Here is a 23,790-nt window from a genome sequence, read left to right on the forward strand (position 1 = left end):
ATTTTCATCACTTAAGGGTTTAATCACATTACCATATATAACTTAATTCTAATAAGGGAGAGATTTTAAAATGACAAAGGTATATTATAACGGAGATGTAAATGATTCAGTTTTACAAAATAAGAAGGTTGCGATCATTGGTTACGGTTCACAAGGACACGCACATGCACTGAACTTACGTGAAAGTGGCGTTGATGTAATTGTTGGTCTACGTCAAGGAAAATCTTTTGAGCAAGCAAAAAATGATGGACTACAAGTTTATTCTGTTAAAGAAGCTGCAGAGCAAGCAGACGTAATTATGGTATTACTTCCAGATGAAAATCAACCCAAGGTATATAAGGAAGAAATCGAACCAGGATTAGAGCCAGGAAATGCATTAGTATTTGCTCATGGTTTTAACATTCACTTTAGCCAAATCGTACCACCAAACTTCGTAGATGTTTTCTTAGTAGCTCCAAAAGGACCAGGACATCTAGTACGCCGTACATTTACTGAAGGAGCTGGAGTACCAGCACTAATCGCGATCGAGCAAGACGAATCTGGAAACGCAAAGGAAATTGCGCTTGCGTATGCAAAAGGAATTGGAGCAGCTAGAGCGGGCGTTCTAGAAACTACATTTAAAGAAGAAACTGAAACAGATCTATTCGGTGAGCAAGCAGTATTATGTGGTGGAACTTCTGCATTAGTTAAAGCAGGATTCGAAACATTAGTAGAAGCTGGATACCAACCAGAAGTTGCATACTTCGAATGTTTACATGAATTAAAACTTATCGTTGATTTAATGTATGAAGAAGGTTTAGCTGGAATGAGATATTCAATTTCTGACACAGCTCAGTGGGGAGATTTCGTAACTGGACCACGTATCGTAACTGACAGTGTAAAAGCAGAAATGAAAGAAGTACTAAAAGATATCCAAACAGGTAAGTTTGCTAAAGGCTGGATCCTTGAAAACCAAGCAAATCGTCCAGAATTCAATGCTATTAACAAAATTGAAGCTGAACACCAAATTGAAGTAGTAGGTAAGAAACTTCGTGCAATGATGCCTTTCGTAAAACAAAGACAAGTGAAAGAAGTGGTGGGTGCCAGTGCGGAAAATTAATATTTTTGACACTACATTAAGAGATGGAGAACAGTCTGCTGGAGTAAACTTAAACTTACACGAAAAACTTGAAATTGCTAAGCAACTGGAACGACTCAATGTGGATGTCATGGAGGCCGGATTCCCAGCTGCCTCCGAAGGTGATTTTCAGTCAGTTAAACAAATTGCTGAAACCATCAAAAATGTTTCTGTTACGGGTTTATCAAGAGCTGTAAAAAGTGATATCGATAGTGCTTGGGAAGCTTTAAAGGGTGGAGCGGAGCCTCGTCTCCACACCTTTATTGCTACATCCCCAATTCATAGAAAATACAAGCTTAAACAGACACCAGATCAAGTGATTCAATCAGCAGTAGAGAGTGTAAAATATGCATCAAAATTCTTCCCAATCATCCAATGGTCTGCAGAGGATGCTAGCCGCACTGAATTAGATTTCTTAGCTAAAATCGTAAAAGAAGTCATTGATGCAGGAGCGAATGTAATTAACCTACCAGATACAGTTGGATATGGAGCACCAGAAGAATACGGTAAAATGTTCACCTATTTACTAGAGAACGTACCGAATATTGATAAAGTTATTCTATCTACTCATTGTCATGATGATCTTGGAATGGCTGTTTCAAATTCATTATCAGCAATTGAACATGGTGCTTTACAAGTAGAAGGAACCATCAATGGAATTGGTGAAAGGGCGGGTAACGCTTCATTAGAAGAGGTTGCAGTTGCGCTCCATATTCGTCAGGACTTCTACAAAGCACACACTCGATTAAAGTTGGATGAAATCAAGCGTACAAGTGATTTAGTAAGTAAATTAACAGGTATGATTATTCCTCCAAACAAAGCTGTAATTGGGAGAAATGCTTTTGCACACGAATCAGGTATTCACCAAGATGGTGTGTTAAAGGAAAAAACGACCTATGAAATTATCACTCCAGAATTAGTAGGGGTGAAATCAAATTCAATGGTACTAGGAAAGCATTCAGGTAGACACGCATTCCGCAACCGTATTTTAGAATTGGGTTACACATTGGATGATCAAGAAGTTAACCGTGTTTTTAAGCTATTTAAAGATTTAGCAGATAAAAAGAAAGAAATTACTGATGATGATTTAATCACATTATTAGTAGATGAGAAGGTAGCGAATGTGGAGGATATGTATCAATTAACTTCTTTGCAAGTTCAATACGGTACTAACCAAATTCCTACTGCAACAATTACCTTAACAGATCGTGAAGGTAACCAAATCCAAGAGGCTGCAACAGGATCAGGAAGTGTTGAAGCACTTTACAATACACTCGAACGTTGCTTCGGTATTTCAATTACCTTAGATGATTACCGAATCCAATCTGTCGGCGCAGGGCGTGACGCACTTGCAGAGGTATTTGTAAAAGTAAAACATGAGAATGTTGAAAGCAGTGGAAGAGGTTCTGCACAAGACGTCTTAGAAGCTTCTGCAAGAGCATATGTGAATGCAGTAAACAGACTTTTAGCAGTTGAAAAGAATAAGAAGCTACTTGAAAAAGTTGGAGTTTAAACTTTTAAATTTACTATTTTCAGTGTAGATAAGATATAAGAGGAGGAGTCAATATGAAGAAGAGTATTGCCGTACTTCGTGGAGATGGCGTTGGCAAAGAAGTGACTAAAGGGGCAATCGAAGTGTTGAAGGCAGTCGCCGGACAATACAATCATGAGTTTACATTTCAACACGCTTTAATAGGTGGTTCAGCTATAGACGCTGAAGGCACTCCTCTTCCGGCGGAAACACTGGAAGTATGTAAACAAAGTGATGCTGTATTGCTAGGGGCTGTAGGGGGTCCGAAGTGGGATTCAAACCCTCCACATTTACGTCCTGAAAAAGGATTATTACAAATTCGAAAAGCCTTAAACTTGTTTGCTAATGTAAGACCGGTAACTTGTTTTAATAGCTTACTAGACGCTTCTCCACTCAAACAAGAAGTGATTGAAAATGCGGATTTTGTAATCGTCAGAGAGCTTACTGGTGGACTTTACTTTGGAAAGCCAAGTGGAAGAAAGATTGAAGATGGCGAAGAATCAGCTGTTGATACTCTTTCCTACAAACGCTCTGAAATGAAGAGAATCATTGAAAAAGCATTTGAAATGGCTATGACCAGAAAGAAGAAAGTGACTTCTGTAGACAAAGCTAATGTCTTGGAATCTAGCAGAATGTGGCGTGAGGTTGCTGAAGAAGTTGCTGCTTCTTATCCAGAGGTTACATTAGAGCATATGCTAGTGGATAACGCAGCCATGCAGCTAATCCGAAACCCTAGACAATTTGATGTAGTCGTTACTGAGAATATGTTTGGAGATATTTTAAGTGATGAAGCATCCATGTTAACAGGATCACTTGGCATGCTTCCTTCAGCAAGTTTATCGACGGATGGACCGAGTCTTTTTGAACCAATTCATGGTTCTGCACCAGATATCGCTGGTAAGGATATCGCAAATCCAATTGCAACCATATTATCTGCTGCTATGCTTTTACGCTTATCTTTTGGATTAGAAGAAGAGGCAAAAGCAATAGAAAAAGCCGTGGATGATGTATTAGCTGCTGGTTACCGCACTGCAGATGTCGTTCAACCACAAGGTAAAGCAATTTCAACAACAGAGATGGTGGAAAAGATTAAAGAAGCCTTAGTTGAGGACGGGGCGATTTCAAATATTATGTCTTGCTATGCATAGATAAAATTTATCAATTGCAAAGCTAGACCCACTGATAGCTCGGTATATACCGAGCTTATCTTTTCAAAAAAAGTGAAAAAGGAGGATGAAGATACTAATGGCACCGAAAACGATTATTGAAAAAATATGGGATCAGCACGTTATCAATCATGAAGAGGGGAAACCAAACCTACTATACATTGACCTACATCTTGTCCATGAAGTAACTTCTCCGCAAGCCTTTGAAGGTTTACGTATAAAAAATAGAAAAGTCAGAAGACCTGATTTAACATTTGCGACAATGGATCACAACGTACCTACTACAAGTGATCGTTTCCAAACGAAGGATGAGATCGCCGCTAAACAAATGAGTGCATTGGAGAAAAACTGTAAGGAATTTAATGTACCTTTAGCAGATCTATATAGCCCTGAACAAGGAATTGTTCACGTTATTGGGCCTGAGCTTGGATTAACACAACCAGGAAAAACAATTGTATGTGGGGATAGCCATACATCTACACATGGAGCATTTGGAGCTTTAGCGTTTGGAATTGGGACAAGTGAGGTAGAACATGTACTTGCTACCCAAACATTATGGCAACAAAAACCTAAAACTATGCAGGTAAATGTAGTTGGAACATTATCACCTGGTGTATATGCGAAGGACGTTATTTTATCCATTATCCGTAAGTTTGGAATTGATTTTGGAACAGGACATGTAATCGAATATACAGGTGAAGCAATTCGAAACATGTCAATGGAAGAAAGAATGACCATTTGTAATATGTCAATTGAAGGTGGAGCGAAAGCTGGTTTAATTAGCCCAGATGAAACAACATTCTCCTATCTTAAAGGAAGAAAGCATAGCCCTTCAGATGCTGAATTTGATGCAGCTGTTGAAAGATGGAGAGCTCTTGCAACTGATGAGGGAGCTTCTTTCGATAAAGTTCTAGAAATTCATGCAGATGAAATCTTACCTACTGTTACATGGGGTACTAACCCATCTATGAGTATAACTATTGAAGATACAGTTCCATATCCAGAGGATTTTAGCAAAGAGGTAGACAAGAAGTCTGCTCAACGTGCCTATGAATATATGGAGCTTGCTCCTGGAACGCCGATTAATGAAGTTGAAATTCAACATGTATTTATCGGATCATGTACAAATTCACGAATTGGTGACTTACGTGAAGCGGCTGAAATTATCCGTGGTCAAAAGGTGGCCCCTAATGTACGGGCTTTAGTCGTTCCAGGGTCTCAACAAGTGAAGCAACAAGCCGAAAAAGAAGGTCTTGCTGATGTATTCCGTGAAGCTGGCTTTGAATGGCGTGATGCTGGATGCAGCATGTGCTTAAGTATGAACCCAGATGTAGTTCCTGCTGGTGAAAGATGTGCTTCAACTTCAAACCGTAACTTCGAAGGACGACAAGGTAAGGGTGCTCGTACACACTTAGTGAGTCCGGCAATGGCAGCAGCTGCAGCTATTTATGGGAAATTCGTAGATGTTCGTAAAATTCAAAAGGTAACAGCTGGGGAGGAGGCATAATTATGGAACCATTTATCACACATCAAGGTAAAGTTGCAGGAATGGATCGAAACAATGTGGATACAGACCAAATCATTCCGAAGCAATTTTTAAAAAGTATTGAAAGAACCGGGTTTGGAAAATATGCCTTTTTCGATTGGCGCTTTGAAGCTGACGGAAGCCCAAATCCAGATTTTGAATTAAATCGAAAAGAAAATGAAGGTGCGACTATTCTTGTTGTAAATGAAAACTTTGGTTGTGGCTCTTCTCGTGAGCATGCTCCATGGGCATTACAAGACTATGGATTTAAGTCAATCCTAGCTCCTTCGTTTGCAGATATTTTCTATAATAACTGCTTGAAGAATGGTATTCTACCTATCGTATTAGAAAAAAGCGTGATCGAGTATCTTTTAAAAGAAGCGAGTTCCGCTGATTATCAATGCACAATTTCATTAGAGGAACAAACAATCGTCGATTCAAAAGGTTTCAAAACAGAATTTACAATTGATTCATACTGGAAGGAAATGTTGATCAATGGTTGGGATGAGATTGACAAGACTCTTTCCTATGAACAACAAATTAAAGAGTACGAAGTCAAAACTGCGAACTAATAATTGTAGACAAAGTCCATCAGACTTTGTCTCTTTTTTTGTCACCAACCATGGTACCACTATTGTTTTCTCTTTTTTTCATTGGTACACTTATAACTCAAGTAGAAAAATGAGTTTGGGGTTGGAAAAACTCTATGGAAAATAAGTTTAAAGGTAAGAAGCATGATAAAGTTGTTCCCTTTCCTCATCTAAAGGAAAGATTAATGGACAAAGGTCTTGAGGCATTAACCAATAAAAAATTTAAAGAAGCTCTAACATTATTATCACAAGCACAGGAACTTGAAGAGGGCAATCATGAAATTGAGCTTGGGATTGTCATCTGTCTTTTTGAATTAGGAGAATTAGAGCAAGCAAAAGAAAATTGTTTAGTTATGATGAAGGAAGATGTTGGGGACTATTTTCATGTCCTTCAAATCTATTTAACAATTCTCATCCAACTCGGACAATATAATGAAGTAAAAACAACAATAGAGGCTGTGCTTGATGAAGATTCAGTTCCTCCCGAGTATTTAGACAATCTGACTCAGCTCTTAGAACTGAGTAAAAGAATGCTTTATTCAGATGATAAGGTGGAAAGTGAAGCTGAGAACACGAATGAGGATGTTTTGGAACATCTACAACATGTTTTATATAATGAGGAAATGATCGGGAATCAAATTGCGGCCATACAATCCATGAAGGAACTCAATATACGGAAATACCTTGATATGCTGGCTCCATTTTTAGCTAATCCTAAAAAGCATCCAGTTGTAAAAACGATGATATTGCAGTTACTTGCAATAAATCAGATAGATGGTGAGATAGAGGTTGAGAAGCTAGGGGAAACAATTAAAGTTATCCCTTCAAAGTTAATAGACCCGTCAATGTCTTCATTTACAATTGAGGTTCTATCGATCTTAGAGGAGCAATTGCAAAATGAGAATCCGACTCTATATGAAACAGCAAAAGAGATTTGGCTTCAGCATCTTTTTGTACTTTATCCTTTTACATTGGATGATGAGAACCCATCGACGTATGCTGCCGCTCTCCATTTATATAGTGCTGAACTACACGGAATGGAAATTGAGAATCGAACACTAGAGCAAATCTACGGGATAAGTTTATTTGAACTAAAACATGCTCTAGATAAGCTAGAAAAGGTAGAGCGTTTTTCGTATATAGAATAAAAAAATGGTAAAAGAAGATATTATAATTTCGATTAGTTGGTTAAACTTTCTAACAATATAAAAATATTCTATATGTTGAAAGGTGCCTATTCTATGTTATAATGTAATGGTTGTAAAATGCTAGTTTACCGACATATGGTAATAGTTATGAAATTTACATATCGGAAAAAATAGTTAGTAAATAGATAGTTGGAGGGAAAGAATTATGTCCGCAAAGTTTGAAAAATTAGAAGGAAACCAAGGTGTCTTAACTGTAGAGGTTGACGCAGAAACATTTAACCAAGGACTTGACGAAGCTTTTAAAAAGGTAGTAAAGCAAGTTAACGTACCAGGATTCCGTAAAGGTAAAATGCCTCGTGGAATGTTCGAAAAGCGTTTTGGTGTTGAATCACTATACCAAGATGCATTAGATATTCTTCTTCCAGATGCATATGAAAATGCAATTAAAGAAACTGGTATTGAGCCAGTTGATCGTCCAGAAGTTGACGTTGAACAAATCGAAAAAGGTAAAAACCTTATCTTCACTGCAAAAGTAACTGTTAAGCCAGAAGTTAAACTTGGTGACTACAAAGGTCTAGAAGTTGAAAAACTTGAAGATACTGTTACTGACGAAGAAGTTGATGCAGAAATCAAACAATTACAAGAGCGCAATGCAGAACTTGTTGTTAAAGAAGAAGGTACTGTAGAAAATGGCGACACTGTTGTAATTGATTTCGAAGGTTTCGTTGATGGAGAAGCATTCGAAGGTGGAAAAGCTGAGAACTATTCATTAGAAATTGGTTCAGGCTCATTCATTCCTGGATTCGAAGAACAATTAGTTGGTATTGCTACAGGTGAAGAGAAAGACGTTGAAGTTAATTTCCCTGAAGAATACCATGCTGAAAACCTAGCAGGTAAGCCAGCAACTTTCAAAGTAAAAGTTCACGAAATCAAAGCAAAAGAACTTCCTGAGCTTGATGATGAGTTTGCAAAAGATGTAGACGATGAAGTTGAAACATTAGATGAATTAAAAGCTAAAACTAGAACTCGTTTAGAAGAGACTAAGAAGCGTGACGCTGAAAACAGCCTTAAAGATACATTAATCGAAAAAGCATCAGAGAATGCTGAAATCGATATTCCAGAGGCAATGGTTAATACTGAATTAGACCGCATGCTACGTGAATTTGAACAACGTTTACAAATGCAAGGCATGAACCTTGACCTATACTTCCAATTCTCTGGTCAAGACGAAAATGCTTTACGTGAACAAATGAAAGAAGATGCTGGCAAGCGCGTTCGTGTTAACTTAACTTTAGAAGCGATCGCAAAAGCTGAAAACATCGAAGTGTCAGAAGAGGAAATCAGTGCAGAATTAGAAAATATGGCTACAATGTACGGTGTTTCTGCTGATGAGATTAAGTCAATGCTTGGTGGCTTAGATGGAATTACAGAAGATTTAAAAATTAGAAAAGCAATCGATTTTCTTGTAGAAAATAGCAAAAGTGTTGCATAATAATAAATAAGGGAATATCAAGGCGCGATATGATCGTGCCTTGTTTTATACCCAAAACTAAAAAGTTGTACATATGAATGCTTGTTCAAAAAGGAGGATGAAGAGGACCAAGAATTTCAAGGCGGCGCAGCTTTGAGGACCGGAGCGTATGCAGTTAATACGTGAGGACCGGAGAAGTAAGCCAACGCGGAAATTCGATGCGTCATATTCACCGCACTTTTTGAACTACCTTACAATAAGCATTTGGTAGTAGTTTTATTCTAAAGAATATGGGAACACTAAAAAGGAGGGGCGATGTCAGCACATATTCCATTAGTTGTTTTTTAAGACCACACATACATACATAATGAGCGCGAGAGTTATTATTACCATTCTGAGGAAGAAATATGGTACAATGTGCATTACATAATTAGATAATGGAACTGACGGTAAAGAGGCCGAAGTTCAAACAAGATTGCCTATGTCAATAGATACGGGGCTTATTGTAGAGAGAAAGAAACAAATAAGGGGTGACATGATGTTTAAATTTAATGATGAAAAAGGGCAACTTAAGTGTTCTTTTTGCGGAAAAACGCAAGATCAAGTTCGAAAGTTAGTTGCAGGTCCTGGCGTTTATATATGCGATGAATGTATTGAATTATGTACTGAAATCGTAGAAGAGGAATTAGGTACAGAGGAAGAAGTTGAATTTAAAGATGTACCTAAACCAAAAGAAATAAGAGAAATCCTAGATGAATATGTGATTGGTCAAGATGCAGCGAAAAAGTCATTAGCTGTCGCTGTATATAACCACTATAAGCGTATTAATTCAAACAGCAAAATTGATGATGTTGAATTATCGAAAAGTAATATTTGTATGATTGGGCCAACAGGTAGTGGTAAGACATTGTTAGCGCAAACTTTGGCTCGTATTCTAAATGTACCGTTTGCGATTGCGGATGCAACTTCATTAACAGAAGCTGGATATGTTGGGGAAGACGTAGAAAATATTCTATTAAAACTTATTCAAGCGGCTGATTATGATGTAGAGAAAGCTGAAAAAGGTATTATTTATATCGATGAAATTGATAAAGTAGCACGTAAATCTGAAAATCCGTCAATTACACGTGATGTTTCGGGTGAAGGTGTACAGCAAGCACTATTAAAAATTCTTGAAGGCACAGTGGCAAGTGTACCTCCACAAGGTGGAAGAAAGCACCCTCATCAAGAATTTATTCAAATTGACACTTCAAATATCCTATTTATTTGTGGTGGAGCTTTTGATGGAATTGAACAAATCATTAAGCGCCGTCTTGGTAAAAAAGTAATTGGATTTGGTTCTAACGTTGTTGAAGAAGAATTAGACCAAAAATCACTACTTTCTAGATCTTTACCAGAAGACTTACTAAAGTTTGGCTTAATTCCTGAATTTATTGGCCGTCTCCCAGTTATTGCGAGCCTTGAACCATTAGATGAGGACGCGTTGGTAGAAATTCTAACGAAACCAAAAAATGCTTTAGTTAAGCAATATCAAAAAATGCTTGAGCTAGATGAAGTCGAGTTAGATTTCGAAGAGGATGCTCTTAAGGAAATTGCGAAAAAGGCAATTGAACGTAAAACAGGAGCACGTGGTTTACGCTCCATTATCGAAGGTATTATGCTTGATGTGATGTTTGATCTTCCATCAAGAGACGATATTAAAAAATGTATCATCACAGCGGAAACTGTATCAAAAAATACATCTCCAAAGCTTCTATTGGATGATGGAACGGTTGTTGAAAACACAGAAATCTCCGCATAATAATAATAAAAATCCCGAGGTTGAATATACCTCGGGATTTTTGTGCGTTTTTGCTAAAAAGTATCGTCGTTAGAATTTGATTCAGGCAGTATTTTGACGAAAAACTCTCGCATTTATTCAAATAGATTAGTCAAAAATCCGTCAAATTTGGTTTATTCCACCTTTACTCAGGAGATAATAGCAGATAGTAGTCTATCTTTGCGAGCAGGAGGAATAATATGAGTTGGACAGGTATTGTTTTATTCGTACAGCTATTTTTTGGAGTGATCATCGGGCTTTACTTTTGGAATCTCCTTAAAAACCAGCGAACTCAAAAGGTATCTATAGATAAAGAGTCTAGAAAAGAAATGGAACAACTCCGTAAAATGAGGTCCATTTCCTTAACAGAACCTCTAGCTGAGCGAGTAAGACCAACTAGTTTTTCAGATATTGTTGGACAAGAGGATGGAATCAAATCCTTAAAAGCAGCGCTTTGTGGACCAAATCCTCAGCACGTCATTATTTATGGACCACCTGGAGTAGGTAAAACAGCGGCAGCACGTCTTGTAATGGAGGAAGCAAAACGCAATGCAAAGTCTCCTTTTAAGCAATCAGCTGTTTTTGTAGAATTAGACGCGACAACTGCACGATTTGATGAACGTGGAATAGCCGATCCTTTAATTGGCTCTGTTCATGATCCGATTTATCAAGGAGCAGGTGCGATGGGTCAAGCGGGTATACCTCAGCCAAAACCGGGGGCGGTGACACATGCACATGGAGGCGTATTATTCATTGATGAAATTGGAGAGCTTCATCACATTCAAATGAATAAAATGTTAAAGGTTTTAGAGGATCGCAAAGTATTTCTTGAAAGTGCTTATTATAGTGAAGAAAATACACAAATCCCTACACATATTCATGATATTTTTAAGAATGGGTTACCAGCTGATTTTCGAATGATTGGTGCTACGACACGTACCCCTAATGAAATACCGCCAGCGATTCGTTCGCGTTGCTTAGAGGTGTTTTTCCGTGATTTAGATCAGGATGAATTAGCGATTGTAACAAGAAAAGCACTTGAGAAAGTAAAAATGCAGGCGACTGAAAAGGGAATTGCTACACTTGCCTCTTATGCTAGAAATGGACGTGAGGTAGTAAATATGGTTCAAATCGCCGCTGGAATCGCAATTTCAGAGGACCGAGATTTTATTAAGGATGAAGATATAGAGTGGGTGCTTCATTCAAGTCAGTTAACACCGCGATATGATAAGAAGATATATCCAAGTGCAAGGGTGGGTCTTGTTAATGGCTTAGCTGTATATGGACCAAACACCGGAGCGTTGTTAGAAATCGAGGTTACTGTTATTCCTGCTAAAGATAAAGGCACGATTAATATAACTGGTATTGTTGAAGAAGAAAGTATTGGGGACCGCGGAAAGTCGGTTCGAAGAAAAAGTATGGCGAAGGGCTCTATTGAAAATGTCATTACCGTGCTACGTTCAATGGGCGTTCCTGCACATGACTACGACATTCATGTTAATTTCCCTGGAGGGATTCCAATTGACGGACCTTCTGCAGGGATTGCGATGGCCACTGGTATCTTTTCAGCCATCCATAAGTTCCCGGTCGATCATAAAGTTGCCATGACAGGTGAAATCAGCATTCATGGGAATGTAAAACCAATCGGTGGAGTCGTACCAAAAATAAAAGCAGCAAAACAAGCTGGAGCGAACAGGGTCATCATTCCTCAAGAAAATATGCAATCGATCTTAAAGGAAATCGAGGGAATTGAAATTATTCCAGTTACCAATTTGGAGGAAGTCTTTGAGATTGCGATTGAAACTCCTGAACGGCAAAAGCAATCCAAGCAATCAATCATTCCAGCTTCAACTAACTTTTCAAAAACAGAATCTGTCTAAATGTAAAACAGTTTAAAATAGAAAGACTTCGACATACTATAAAAAGAACGTCGAAGTCTTTTTATGTTTTTCATCTTTAATATAAAATGAAAAAACCTCCAAAATAGACACTAGCTATCAAATAAGATAAAATTTACATTTAAGAACTATATTCAATTTTGAGGTGTATGCAATGACAAGAAAAAAAGAAATCATTGTTCCTCTTTTACCACTTCGCGGATTGCTTGTCTATCCAACTATGGTTTTGCACCTAGATGTTGGCCGTGAAAAATCAGTGCAAGCATTGGAAAAAGCAATGGTAGAAGACCATATCATTTTTTTAACAACCCAAAAAGATGTGGCTATTGACGATCCTACAGAGGATGATATTTATAACATAGGAACATTAACGCAAGTAAAACAAATGCTTAAATTACCAAATGGAACAATACGTGTATTGGTTGAAGGACTTCATCGCGCGGAAATAAAAGAAATCTATGACAACGAAACTTATTATTCGGTTAAAGTAAAAACCTTTGAGGAAGACGAAACAAAGGATGTTGAATCAGAAGCACTCATGCGAATGATGCTTGAGTATTTCGAACAGTACATAAAGCTTTCTAAAAAGATATCGACTGAAACATATACGTCTGTTACAGATATTGAGGAACCAGGTCGAATGGCAGATATCATTGCCTCCCATATCCCTCTCAAACTAAAAGAAAAACAAGAAATTCTTGAAACGATTGATGTTCGTGCACGAATGAACAAGGTCATTACCATCATCAATAATGAAAAAGAAGTCTTAAGTCTTGAAAAGAAAATTGGTCAACGTGTTAAGCGTTCCATGGAAAGAACTCAGAAGGAATACTATCTTCGTGAACAAATGAAAGCCATTCAAAAGGAATTAGGAGATAAAGAGGGAAAAACAGGTGAGGTCACTACACTCAAGGATAAGATTGAAGCAGCAGGAATGCCTGAGCATTTCAAGAAAGTCGCATTGAAAGAACTTGACCGTTACGAAAAAATCCCACAAACTTCGGCAGAGAGCGCTGTGATACGGAACTATATTGAATGGCTGTTGTCGTTGCCATGGACAAATGCAACGGAAGATCGACTAGATATTCACCATGCAGAGGAAATCCTTGAAAAAGACCATTTTGGGCTCGATAAGGTAAAAGAAAGAGTACTTGAATATTTAGCTGTTCAACAATTAACAAACTCTTTAAAAGGGCCGATTCTATGTTTAGCGGGACCTCCGGGAGTTGGTAAAACATCGTTAGCAAAATCAGTGGCAAAATCACTTGGTAGAAATTTTGTGCGAATTTCACTTGGTGGTGTTCGTGATGAATCAGAAATCAGAGGGCACCGTAGAACATATGTAGGTGCAATGCCAGGACGTATTATCCAAGGAATGAAAAAGGCCGGCACAATCAATCCAGTCTTTTTATTAGATGAAATTGATAAAATGTCCAATGATTTTAGAGGTGACCCTTCTGCAGCGATGCTTGAAGTATTGGATCCTGAGCAGAACTTCAACTTCAGTGATCATTTTATTGAAGAGCCTTACGATTTATCGAAGGTCATGTTCATTGCTACTGCAAATAACTTGGCAACCATTCCAGGACCACTTCGGGACCGAATGGAAATTATTACAATCGCTGGCTATACAGAGCTTGAAAAAGTTCATATCGCCAAAGATCATTTATTGCCAAAACAACTTGAAGAGCATGGTTTAACAAAAGGTAAATTGCAAATAAGAGAAGATGCTCTTTTGAATATTATTCGTCATTACACAAGAGAAGCGGGAGTCCGTAGTCTTGAGCGTCAAATAGCGAAAATTTGTCGTAAGGTAGCTAAGATAATTGTTTCTGGTGAAAAGAAACGCGTTGTCATTACCGATAAAAATGTAGTTGAATTCTTAGGGAAGCCGATATTCCGTTATGGCCAAGCAGAACTTGAAGACCAGGTTGGAGTTGCTACTGGACTTGCGTATACAGCTTTCGGTGGGGACACCCTTTCTATCGAAGTTTCGCTAGCACCTGGTAAAGGAAAGCTTGTCCTCACTGGTAAGCTAGGGGATGTAATGAAGGAGTCTGCTCAAGCTGCTTTTAGTTATATTAGATCAAAAGCACAAGAATTAAAAATCGATCCGGATTTTAATGAAAAAAATGATATCCATATTCACGTTCCAGAAGGTGCTGTTCCAAAGGATGGTCCTTCAGCTGGGATTACAATCGCAACGGCACTAATTTCTGCTTTAACTGGCAGAGCTGTTCGCAAGGAAGTTGGGATGACTGGTGAAATTACTTTAAGAGGCCGAGTTCTCCCGATAGGTGGTTTAAAAGAAAAATCATTAAGTGCCCATCGTGCCGGTTTAACGAAGATTTTATTTCCAAAGGAAAATGAAAAGGATCTAGAAGACATCCCTGACAGTGTAAGAGATGATGTCGAATTTATTCCGGTATCACATTTAGATGAAGTATTAAAACATGCGTTATTAGAGGAGAAAAAATGAAAGTTACAAGTGCAGAAATCGTTATAAGTGCTGTAAAGCCAGAACAATACCCAGAAGGAGATCTTCCTGAATTTGCGCTGGCCGGACGTTCGAATGTTGGAAAATCTTCGTTTATTAATAAAATGATTAATCGTAAAGCGTTGGCACGTACATCATCAAAGCCTGGAAAGACGCAAACCTTAAACTTTTACCTGATTAATGAATTATTGCACTTTGTGGATGTTCCAGGATACGGGTATGCTAAGGTTTCAAAAACAGAAAGAGCGGCATGGGGGAAAATGATTGAGAAGTATTTAACGACACGTGAACAGCTTAAAGCAGTTGTTTTGATTGTTGATTTACGTCACCCTCCAACCAATGATGATGTGTTAATGTATGATTTTGCGAAACATTACGAACTCCCTGTTGTCGTCATTGCAACAAAGGCAGATAAAATTCCAAAAGGAAAATGGGATAAACATCTAAAGGTCGTTCGCGAAACATTAGAACTTGAGCCTGATGACCATATCATCAAATTCTCATCAGAAACAGGTTTAGGAAAAGAACAGGCCTGGACCGTCCTACAATCTTATATGAATGAAAAAAACAGCTAAAGCATATGCTTTAGCTGTTTTTTGAGTAAAAAACCAAGCTTGGCGAAACGAAGGAAATTATGAAGAATTGGGGAGATATAAAGGCGATTTTACCGATTCGGTTATATGCAAGGGATTGGCCTAATAAGATAGAAGAAATGTTAGGTACACTTTACTAGGCGAATTATGTTAGCAAGTAAAAGTAAAAAAGGGGGAAACAAAAGTGAAAAGGAGACTCGTTTCTTTTTTAGTTCTGATGTTGACTGTTGGTGTTTTGAGTGCTTGTGGAAGTGAAAAGTCATCTTCAACTGGGATGAAATTAGTTGAGGACGGAAAATTTACGTTTGCTTCATCTGGAGAATACAATCCATTTAGTGTAACAGATGGAGATGGTGTTATGACTGGCTTCGATATTGAAGTCGCAGAAGCGATTGCAAAAGAGTTAGGTTTAGAACCCGATCAAAAAAGGTTTAAATTTAACAGTATTGTAGAGGGTGTGAAAACAGGACGTTTTGATGCGGCCGTTGCAAGTCATACGATTACAGCTGAACGTGCAGAGCATGTGAATTTTTCAACACCTTATTACTATTCAGGACCTCAGATCTTCGTAAGACCAGACAGTGATGTAGTGAGCCTAGATGATCTGAAAGGTTTGGAAATTGCTGTTTCAAAAGGTTCTACTTATGCAAAAACAGCTCAAGAGGTAACTGACAACGTCGTTCAATACGACAGTGATGTTACAGCATTGGAAGCTTTAGCAATCGGAAAGCATGATGCGGTTATTACTGACTTTTTAACGGGAAAAGAAGCAATTGGAAACGGTATCGAAATTGAAGGAAAAGATATACTTGGTTTAAGTGAGCAGGCCGTAGCAGTGGCGAAGGACAATGAAGAGCTATTGAAGAAAATAAATGAAGCACTGGATAAATTAAGAGAAGACGGAACCTTAAAGAAAATTAGTGAAAAATACTTTAAAGAAGATATCACAACGAATCCAGAAGAATAGGTATCATCTTAGAAACGAATGTGACTTTCTTACGCATTCGTTTCTTTTTCTAATAAGTACTTTTGAATAAGGAGTTGAAGGTAATTGCCTGAATTTAGTCATATCATAGAACAGTTGATTGATTCGTATCCTGTGTTTTTAAAAGGGATGCTTCTTACATTACAAGTAACAATCGTTGCTATTTTCATCGCTGTATTTATTGGTTTACTTTTTGCATTTTTAAAAATTTCAGGGAAAACCATCCTCGTCAAGATTGCAGATTTGTATATTTATTTGGTAAGAGGAACCCCTTTAATCGTTCAGATCTTTGTCTTTTATTTTGGTTTGTCTGCTTTAGATATATCGATGTTTTGGTCCGTAACGCTGGGATTGGCATTTCATAATGGAGCATATATTGCAGAAATTTTTAGAGGAGCCATTCAATCCATTGATAATGGTCAAATGGAAGCAGGACAATCATTAGGAATGAGCAGAATTTTGACGATGCGAAGAATTATCCTTCCTCAAGCGTTCCGAAGAGCAATACCACCCCTTGGAAATCAATTTATTATTGGATTAAAGGACTCTTCACTAGCCGCATTTATTGGTTTAAACGAACTCTTTAATGTATCAACAACATTGGGCTCTAACAATTTTGATTATATGACATATTTACTTATCGTTGCGATTTATTATTTAATTCTCGTCTTGATATTTACTATTTTAGTTGGAATGCTCGAGAAAAAATTGGCCGCAAGCGATAAATAAGGGAAGGTGAAGTGAGTTGCGAAAGAAGGATATGATAAAAGTTGTCGACTTAAATAAATCATTCGGAGAATTACATGTGTTAAAAAATATTAACATGAACGTACAAGAAAGTGAGGTTGTTTGTTTAATTGGAGCAAGTGGGTCTGGCAAAAGTACATTGCTACGTTGTTTGAATTTTTTAGAAATAAAAGAGAGTGGAGAAATCATCATAAATGATGAAAAAATAGAGTCTACTAGCCATAACCTAAATGAAATACGGCAAAGAGTTGGTATGGTTTTTCAACATTTTAATCTATTTCCACATATGACAGTTCTTCAGAATGTGATAGAAGCGCCCACACAGGTTAAAAGAATGCCAAAGCAAGAGGCCATTGAGCAGGCAAAGGAGCTTCTTGCAAAAGTAGGATTGGCGGATAAAATGAATGTGTATCCGTCAAAATTGTCAGGTGGACAAAAGCAACGTGTTGCCATTGCTCGAGCATTGGCAATGAAACCCGAGATCATGTTATTCGATGAACCAACATCTGCCCTTGACCCGGAATTAGTCGGCGAGGTTTTAAATACAATGAAGCAATTAGCACATGAAGGAATGACCATGGTTGTGGTTACACATGAAATGGGATTCGCTAGAGAGGTTGCTGATCGAGTTATCTATATGCATGATGGAAAAATTGTTGAAGTCGGAAAGCCTAAGGATATATTCGAAAATCCGAAAGAACAACGAACGAAGGACTTTCTAAACTCTATTCTTTAACGAGAAAGCTACGTATCTCAAAGACAAACTTTGAGATGCTATTTTTTTTCATAAAAAACCCACGAGAAAAGGTTCTTCGTGGGCAATTTGCGTTTTGGTATAATTTACTTTTTCTTAATGAATAATAAATAAAAGCCGATTCCAATCACAAGGAGGGGCCAATAGTTCAAAATAAATGAAAAGCCACCTTCAAATAAGCTTAACCAGCCCATAAATCGGCTATAGTTTAGAAACAATAATGAAACAAATAATAGAACAATACTAGGGATTAACCCATTTTTCGTTTTAAAATATGTAAATAGCATTCCGAGTCCAACAATAAGAAGCAAGGTACCCGGCTGTTTTGGCCAAAAGCTAAGTTGGTTGAGACTGTGAAAATGGAATCCAAATCCAACCAGAATTATTCCAGGTAAGATACTACCTGGATTGTTTTCAACATAAGCTTGAACGAGAAAGGCAATCCCGACAATGATGATGAGTGTTTGCCAAGAATAGAAGTTAGTAAATACTGGTATGCCCAGCTGTTGCAGTAAGAGATAGCAACCAATCCCTAAAAGGATGATGCCAGAAAAGATATTATTTTTTTTCATATGATCCCCCGTGCTATTAACTTGATTTGACACTACTTTTTTGTTAATGTAACGATTGAAGTCAAGATGATTAAAACATATATAAATGCCTTTATAATTATTATTTATTATAAATTTATCTTAGCATAGGTTGTCAAAAACTGTTCACACATTTTTCGACAATCCGTAACATCATACATGGTATAATAGTAGTAGTTTTTTGGACGAATAGGTTCCACATGAACTTTATTCAGTATCCTACTTCTGTAATTCTCTGGGATAAATGCAATCTACTTATAGTATTTATGGGTGAATTATCCCAAGACTGAATAAAGTTAGCCTCCGGCGGATGCCACAGATTTTCAAAGGAAATTTTTCGAGCATGCTCGAAAAAATCTGGGCGCAAATACGCCAAGGCGCATTTGATCATATAAAAGGTTGGGGTGAGATATTATGCATACACTAATGGTCGGACTTAATTATAGAACAGCCCCTGTTGAAATACGTGAAAAATTAACTTTTGATCCGGATAGCATTGCACAAGCTATGAAGGAATTGAAAGGGAAAAAAAGTATTCTTGAAAATATTATAGTTTCAACTTGTAATCGGACAGAAATATATGCTGTTGTCGACCAATTGCATACAGGACGCTACTATATTAAAGATTTTCTTTCACAATGGTTTGGTATCGACAAAGAGGAATTTACTCCGTATTTAAGTATCTTTGAAAATGAGGGTGCAGTTGAACACTTGTTTCATGTTACTTGTGGATTAAATTCAATGGTTGTTGGTGAAACACAAATACTTGGACAAGTACGATCAAGCTTTTTATCAGCACAGGAAAAAGGTACATCAGGAACTGTTTTCAATCATTTATTTAAACAGTCCATTACACTAGCTAAACGCGCACATTCAGAAACTGAAATCGGCTCAAACGCTGTCTCTGTAAGTTATGCTGCTGTAGAGTTAGCTAAAAAAATCTTTGGAGACCTTACGAATAAAAATGTTCTCATCTTAGGTGCCGGAAAAATGGGAGAATTAGCTGTTCAAAACCTACACGGTTCAGGCGTAGGTAAAGTAACAGTTATGAATCGGACTTTCGAAAAAGCACAAAACCTAGCCGAGAAATTCCAAGGTGAAGCCAAGACGATAGAGGAACTTCAATGCGCCTTAGTGGAAGCTGATATCATGATTAGTTCAACAGGAGCTAAGGGCTATGTGATTACAAAAGAGATGATGCAGGATGTCGAGCGCATGAGAAAAGGTCGTCCTTTATTTATGGTCGATATTGCTGTACCAAGGGATTTAGACCCAGGACTAGCAGATTTAGAAAGTGTCTTTTTATATGATATCGATGATTTAGAAGGAATCGTAGAAGCCAATCTGCAGGAACGTAAAGTTGCGGCTGAAGAAATAGAGCTTATGATTGAATCGGAGATTGTTGAATTTAAAAATTGGTTAAATACTTTAGGCGTAGTTCCAGTGATATCAGCTCTTCGCAATAAGGCATTAGCCATTCAAGCCGAAACAATGGAAAGTATTGAACGCAAGATTCCTAATCTTTCCGATCGTGAGAGAAAAGTATTAAATAAGCACACGAAGAGTATCATTAATCAGCTATTAAAAGATCCTATACTACAAGCAAAGGAACTTGCTGCACAACCAAATGCAGAGGAATCACTTTCATTATTTATGAAAATCTTTGATATTGAGGAAGCGGTTGTTTCTGAGCAGGGGACGCAGATGGCTAAGAGTAATTTGAACAAGGTAGCAGTAAATACACAGCAGCCTTCTCTACAGTCATAATGAGGAGAAAATCGATATGGTAGAGATGAATGTAATGAGATTACATGAGTTCACAGTAATTCTCTATGCCTTGAGTGTCCTACTTTATTTTATAGACTTTCTTCATAATAACCGGAGGGTGAACAAGTTTGCCTTCTGGTTACTTTCATTTGTATGGGTAATTCAATCGATTTTTCTATTAACGAAAGTGCTAAGTACAGGTAGATTACCGATTTTATCCATGGTAGAGGGGCTTTATTTTTATGCCTGGGTTCTGATCACCCTCTCTTTAATTTTAAACAAATTTTTGAGAGTGGATTTCATTGTTTTTTTTACAAATTTATTAGGTTTTTTCATAATGGCGTTACACACATTTGCTCCAGGTCAGCACGGTTCAAGTGCTGTGGAAAGCCAGCTAATTTCAGAATTACTTATGATTCATATTTCGATGGCGATTCTTTCGTATGGGGCATTTTCGTTATCATTTGTTTTTTCGATTCTATATTTGATTCAATATAATTTATTAAAACAGAAAAAATGGGGAAAGCGACTCCTTCGGTTAGATGATTTATCAAAACTAGACCATATGTCCTATGTATTGAATCTCATTGGAGTGCCTATGCTTTTACTATCACTCATTTTAGGTTTACTATGGGCCTATATTAAGGTTGATAATTTTTATTTTTACGATGCAAAGGTAATAGGATCGTTTTTTGTTCTAGTTATCTATGCATGGTACTTATATAAAAGAGTTGTACAAAAGCTTCAAGGAAAAGCAATCGCCAATTGGAATATTGGAGCATTTTTACTTTTACTTGTTAATTTCTTTTTATTTGGAAGTTTATCTAGTTTTCACTTTTGGTATACATAGACAGGAGGTACATTCATGAGAAAAATAATTGTTGGGTCTCGAAGAAGTAAATTAGCTATTACACAAACAAACTGGGTTATCCAGCAGCTTAAGAACCTTGGTGTTCCATATGAGTTTGAGGTAAAGGAAATCGTCACAAAAGGAGATAAAATCCTTGATGTTACTTTATCAAAGGTCGGAGGTAAAGGCCTTTTTGTTAAGGAAATTGAACAAGCTTTATTTGATAAGGAAATTGATATGGCAGTTCACAGTATGAAAGATATGCCTGCAGTGCTACCTGAAGGACTAGTTATTGGTTGTGTGCCAAAACGTGAAGATCACCGTGATGTCATCATATCCAAGGGAAGTGTTTCCTTTGAAAAGCTTCAAAGCGGGGCTATCGTGGGTACAAGTAGCTTGAGAAGAAGTGCACAGCTTCTAGCAAAAAGAAACGATATCGAAATTAAATGGATTCGTGGAAATATTGATACGAGACTTGCAAAGCTTGAGAACGAAGATTACGATGCAATTGTATTAGCAGCAGCTGGCTTAAAGCGTATGGGCTGGTCTGACGATGTTGTATCCGAATTCGTAGACCCTGAAGTTTGCTTACCAGCAGTCGGTCAAGGTGCATTAGCAATTGAATGTCGTGTAGATGATGCAGAACTTTTAGTGGCATTGTCAAAATTAAATGATGAATATACGGAAAAAACCGTTGCAGCTGAACGTGCATTCCTAGATAAAATGGAAGGCGGCTGCCAAATTCCAATTGCAGCATATGCAACAATGTCCGATGATAAAGAGATTGCTTTAACTGCCTTAGTGGGTTCTCCTGATGGAAATACGATTTACAAAGAACAGGTTTACGGAAATAATCCAATCGAGGTTGGTCATAAAGCAGCAAATAAATTAACAAATCTGGGTGCTAAAGAGCTGATCGACAAAGTGAAAGAGGAGCTTAACCAGTAATGGAAGGCGAACAACCTCTTTTGGGGAAAATGATCTTAAATACTAGAGGTGAAAAGCAAGCTGCTGAATTCTCAATGAAAATTACAGCAGCTGGCGGAACGCCAATTGAACTTCCATTACTAACGTTTCAAAAGCCAAAAAATACAACGATTATTAAGAATACAATAAGTAATTTGGAGTCATATGATTGGTTGATTTTTACGAGCAAGAATGGTGTAGATTTCTTTTTCGATTTTTATGATCAGGTAGTGGAAGAAGTGGGAATAAATCTTCCTCTACCTAAAATAGCTGTCGTTGGTACAAAGACAGAAAAGGCTTTGTTATCTAAGGGATTTGAACCAGAGCTTGTACCGGAAGAGTTTATCGCGGAAGGCTTATTTAAGAGTTTAAAACCTTTTGTGAAAAAAGGTGCTCGCTTTTTACTTGCTCGTGGAAATCTATCACGTTCTTATTTAGTTGACGAACTGACAAGGTATGGGGCAGAAGCTACTGATTTAATTGTCTATGAGACAATTGGTGATTCGCGTGAAAAAGAGCGCTTAATAGCGCTTTTAAAAGAAAACCAAATTGATATTATAACCTTTACAAGTCCTTCAACTGTGAAGCAATTTTATAAAATGGTTGAACAAATAGAGTGGCAACAATGGACAAAAAATGTGATATTTGCTTGTATTGGACCGGAAACAAAAAAGTGTGCAAAACAATTACATATCCCAATACACATATGTCCTAAGAATTATACCATTGATCATTTATTAACGGAAATCATTGATTATTTAAAAGCGCAAGGAGGAGAAAAATAAATGGAAAAATTACAATTTGCAAGACATAGAAGATTACGCCAAACTGCAAATATTAGAGCGTTAGTTCGTGAAACTCATCTTCATATTGATGACCTAATTTACCCATTGTTTATTGTCGAAGGGGAAAATAAAAAAGTAGAAGTTTCCTCTATGCCTGGTGTGTATAATATTTCATTGGATTTACTTGAGCAAGAGCTTGATGAAATCGTAGAATTAGGAATTAAATCTGTTATTTTATTTGGTGTACCAAATGAAAATGAAAAAGATGAAACGGGTACTGGTGCCTATCATGATCACGGAATTGTTCAAAAGGCAACTCAATTAACAAAAGAAAAGCACCCAGACTTAGTCGTAATCGCAGATACATGTCTTTGTGAATATACATCCCATGGGCATTGTGGTGTAATAGAAAATGGACAAATTTTAAATGATCCTTCCCTTGAATTATTAGCAAAAACGGCTGTCAGCCAGGCAAAAGCTGGTGCAGATATTATTGCCCCATCTAATATGATGGATGGCTTTGTGACAGCGATTAGACACGGCTTAGATGAAGCAGGATTTGAAAATGTGCCAATTATGTCTTACGCGGTTAAATATTCATCAGCATTTTATGGTCCATTCCGGGATGCAGCTGGGAGTGCACCTTCCTTCGGTGATCGTAAAACCTATCAAATGGATTATGCAAATCGTCTAGAGGCATTAAGAGAAGCAGAATCAGATATTGAAGAGGGTGCTGATTTCATAATTGTAAAACCAGCATTATCATACTTGGATATCGTGCGTGACGTTAAAAATAATTTTAATGCACCAGTGGTAGCTTATAATGTGAGTGGTGAATACTCCATGATTAAAGCGGCAGCACAAAACGGTTGGATTAATGAGAAAGAAATCGTTATGGAAATGCTAACAGGAATGAAACGTGCAGGGGCAGATTTAATCATTACGTATCATTCAAAAGATGTTGCTCGCTGGTTACAAGATAACTAATAGC

20 protein-coding genes are annotated in these 23,790 nt (G+C 37.4%); 19 read left to right on the forward strand and 1 reads right to left on the reverse strand.

What is annotated here, in order from left to right:
• Positions 1-70: 70 nt before the first annotated feature.
• From ilvC to ACFSFW_RS20810, 14 genes are all read left to right on the forward strand, one after another.
• Positions 71-1,099, forward strand: a complete 1,029-nt coding sequence (gene ilvC, locus ACFSFW_RS20745; protein WP_388041048.1) for a ketol-acid reductoisomerase — start codon at positions 71-73, stop codon at positions 1,097-1,099.
• On the forward strand, positions 1,086-2,630 hold the full coding sequence (locus tag ACFSFW_RS20750; RefSeq protein ID WP_099352077.1) for a 2-isopropylmalate synthase: 1,545 nt from the start codon (positions 1,086-1,088) through the stop codon (positions 2,628-2,630). Before ilvC ends, ACFSFW_RS20750 begins: the two co-directional genes overlap by 14 nt.
• Before the next feature lie 53 nt (positions 2,631-2,683).
• A complete protein-coding gene (gene leuB / locus ACFSFW_RS20755) occupies positions 2,684-3,796 on the forward strand; it encodes a 3-isopropylmalate dehydrogenase (RefSeq protein ID WP_388041050.1) in 1,113 nt (370 codons plus the stop codon).
• A 97-nt stretch (positions 3,797-3,893) separates the two neighbouring features.
• Positions 3,894-5,321 carry a 3-isopropylmalate dehydratase large subunit gene (gene leuC / locus ACFSFW_RS20760; protein WP_388041053.1) on the forward strand — a complete coding sequence of 476 codons (1,428 nt, stop codon included), beginning with the start codon at positions 3,894-3,896 and terminating at the stop codon, positions 5,319-5,321.
• A gap of 2 nt (positions 5,322-5,323) precedes the next feature.
• Positions 5,324-5,911, forward strand: coding sequence for a 3-isopropylmalate dehydratase small subunit (leuD, locus tag ACFSFW_RS20765; protein WP_388041056.1), 588 nt, complete (start codon positions 5,324-5,326; stop codon positions 5,909-5,911).
• A gap of 134 nt (positions 5,912-6,045) precedes the next feature.
• Complete coding sequence (locus ACFSFW_RS20770; protein ID WP_388041058.1) at positions 6,046-7,077, forward strand: tetratricopeptide repeat protein; 1,032 nt, start codon at positions 6,046-6,048, stop codon at positions 7,075-7,077.
• A 205-nt stretch (positions 7,078-7,282) separates the two neighbouring features.
• Positions 7,283-8,569 carry a trigger factor gene (tig, locus tag ACFSFW_RS20775; RefSeq protein ID WP_388041061.1) on the forward strand — a complete coding sequence of 429 codons (1,287 nt, stop codon included), beginning with the start codon at positions 7,283-7,285 and terminating at the stop codon, positions 8,567-8,569.
• A 517-nt stretch (positions 8,570-9,086) separates the two neighbouring features.
• A complete protein-coding gene (clpX, locus tag ACFSFW_RS20780) occupies positions 9,087-10,349 on the forward strand; it encodes an ATP-dependent protease ATP-binding subunit ClpX (protein ID WP_099352083.1) in 1,263 nt (420 codons plus the stop codon).
• 218 nt (positions 10,350-10,567) lie between these two features.
• Complete coding sequence (gene lonB / locus ACFSFW_RS20785) at positions 10,568-12,247, forward strand: ATP-dependent protease LonB (RefSeq protein ID WP_388041064.1); 1,680 nt, start codon at positions 10,568-10,570, stop codon at positions 12,245-12,247.
• 172 nt (positions 12,248-12,419) lie between these two features.
• Positions 12,420-14,744: an endopeptidase La gene (gene lon, locus ACFSFW_RS20790; protein ID WP_388041065.1), complete on the forward strand. Its 2,325-nt coding sequence runs from the start codon at positions 12,420-12,422 to the stop codon at positions 14,742-14,744.
• Entirely contained in the window at positions 14,741-15,337 is a 597-nt protein-coding gene (gene yihA / locus ACFSFW_RS20795) for a ribosome biogenesis GTP-binding protein YihA/YsxC (protein WP_388041068.1), read from the forward strand. Before lon ends, yihA begins: the two co-directional genes overlap by 4 nt.
• A gap of 235 nt (positions 15,338-15,572) precedes the next feature.
• Positions 15,573-16,322 carry a transporter substrate-binding domain-containing protein gene (locus ACFSFW_RS20800; protein ID WP_388041402.1) on the forward strand — a complete coding sequence of 250 codons (750 nt, stop codon included), beginning with the start codon at positions 15,573-15,575 and terminating at the stop codon, positions 16,320-16,322.
• An 84-nt stretch (positions 16,323-16,406) separates the two neighbouring features.
• On the forward strand, positions 16,407-17,069 hold the full coding sequence (locus tag ACFSFW_RS20805; protein WP_099352087.1) for an amino acid ABC transporter permease: 663 nt from the start codon (positions 16,407-16,409) through the stop codon (positions 17,067-17,069).
• A 31-nt stretch (positions 17,070-17,100) separates the two neighbouring features.
• The gene (locus ACFSFW_RS20810; protein WP_388041404.1) at positions 17,101-17,823 is read left to right on the forward strand and encodes an amino acid ABC transporter ATP-binding protein; all 723 of its coding nucleotides are present in this window, start codon (positions 17,101-17,103) and stop codon (positions 17,821-17,823) included.
• Positions 17,824-17,927: 104 nt separating this feature from the next.
• Here ACFSFW_RS20810 and ACFSFW_RS20815 read toward each other — a convergent pair whose 3' ends face one another.
• Positions 17,928-18,413 carry a LiaI-LiaF-like domain-containing protein gene (locus tag ACFSFW_RS20815; protein ID WP_388041071.1) on the reverse strand — a complete coding sequence of 162 codons (486 nt, stop codon included), beginning with the start codon at positions 18,411-18,413 and terminating at the stop codon, positions 17,928-17,930.
• A gap of 432 nt (positions 18,414-18,845) precedes the next feature.
• Between ACFSFW_RS20815 and hemA the strand changes: the two genes are divergently transcribed.
• Genes hemA through hemB form a run of 5 tightly spaced genes read left to right on the forward strand, consistent with a single transcriptional unit; the run spans position 18,846 to position 23,786 of the window.
• Positions 18,846-20,198, forward strand: a complete 1,353-nt coding sequence (gene hemA, locus ACFSFW_RS20820; protein WP_388041073.1) for a glutamyl-tRNA reductase — start codon at positions 18,846-18,848, stop codon at positions 20,196-20,198.
• Between the two features lie 16 nt (positions 20,199-20,214).
• Positions 20,215-21,048 carry a cytochrome C assembly family protein gene (locus ACFSFW_RS20825; RefSeq protein WP_388041076.1) on the forward strand — a complete coding sequence of 278 codons (834 nt, stop codon included), beginning with the start codon at positions 20,215-20,217 and terminating at the stop codon, positions 21,046-21,048.
• A 15-nt stretch (positions 21,049-21,063) separates the two neighbouring features.
• Positions 21,064-21,996, forward strand: coding sequence for a hydroxymethylbilane synthase (hemC, locus tag ACFSFW_RS20830; protein WP_388041078.1), 933 nt, complete (start codon positions 21,064-21,066; stop codon positions 21,994-21,996).
• On the forward strand, positions 21,996-22,799 hold the full coding sequence (locus tag ACFSFW_RS20835; protein ID WP_388041080.1) for a uroporphyrinogen-III synthase: 804 nt from the start codon (positions 21,996-21,998) through the stop codon (positions 22,797-22,799). Before hemC ends, ACFSFW_RS20835 begins: the two co-directional genes overlap by 1 nt.
• Complete coding sequence (hemB, locus tag ACFSFW_RS20840) at positions 22,800-23,786, forward strand: porphobilinogen synthase (RefSeq protein ID WP_304217622.1); 987 nt, start codon at positions 22,800-22,802, stop codon at positions 23,784-23,786.
• The last annotated feature ends 4 nt before the right edge of the window (positions 23,787-23,790 follow it).

Origin of the sequence: Ferdinandcohnia salidurans, from assembly GCF_042680725.1 — a bacterium.
GTDB lineage: Bacteria > Bacillota > Bacilli > Bacillales > Bacillaceae_L > Ferdinandcohnia > Ferdinandcohnia salidurans.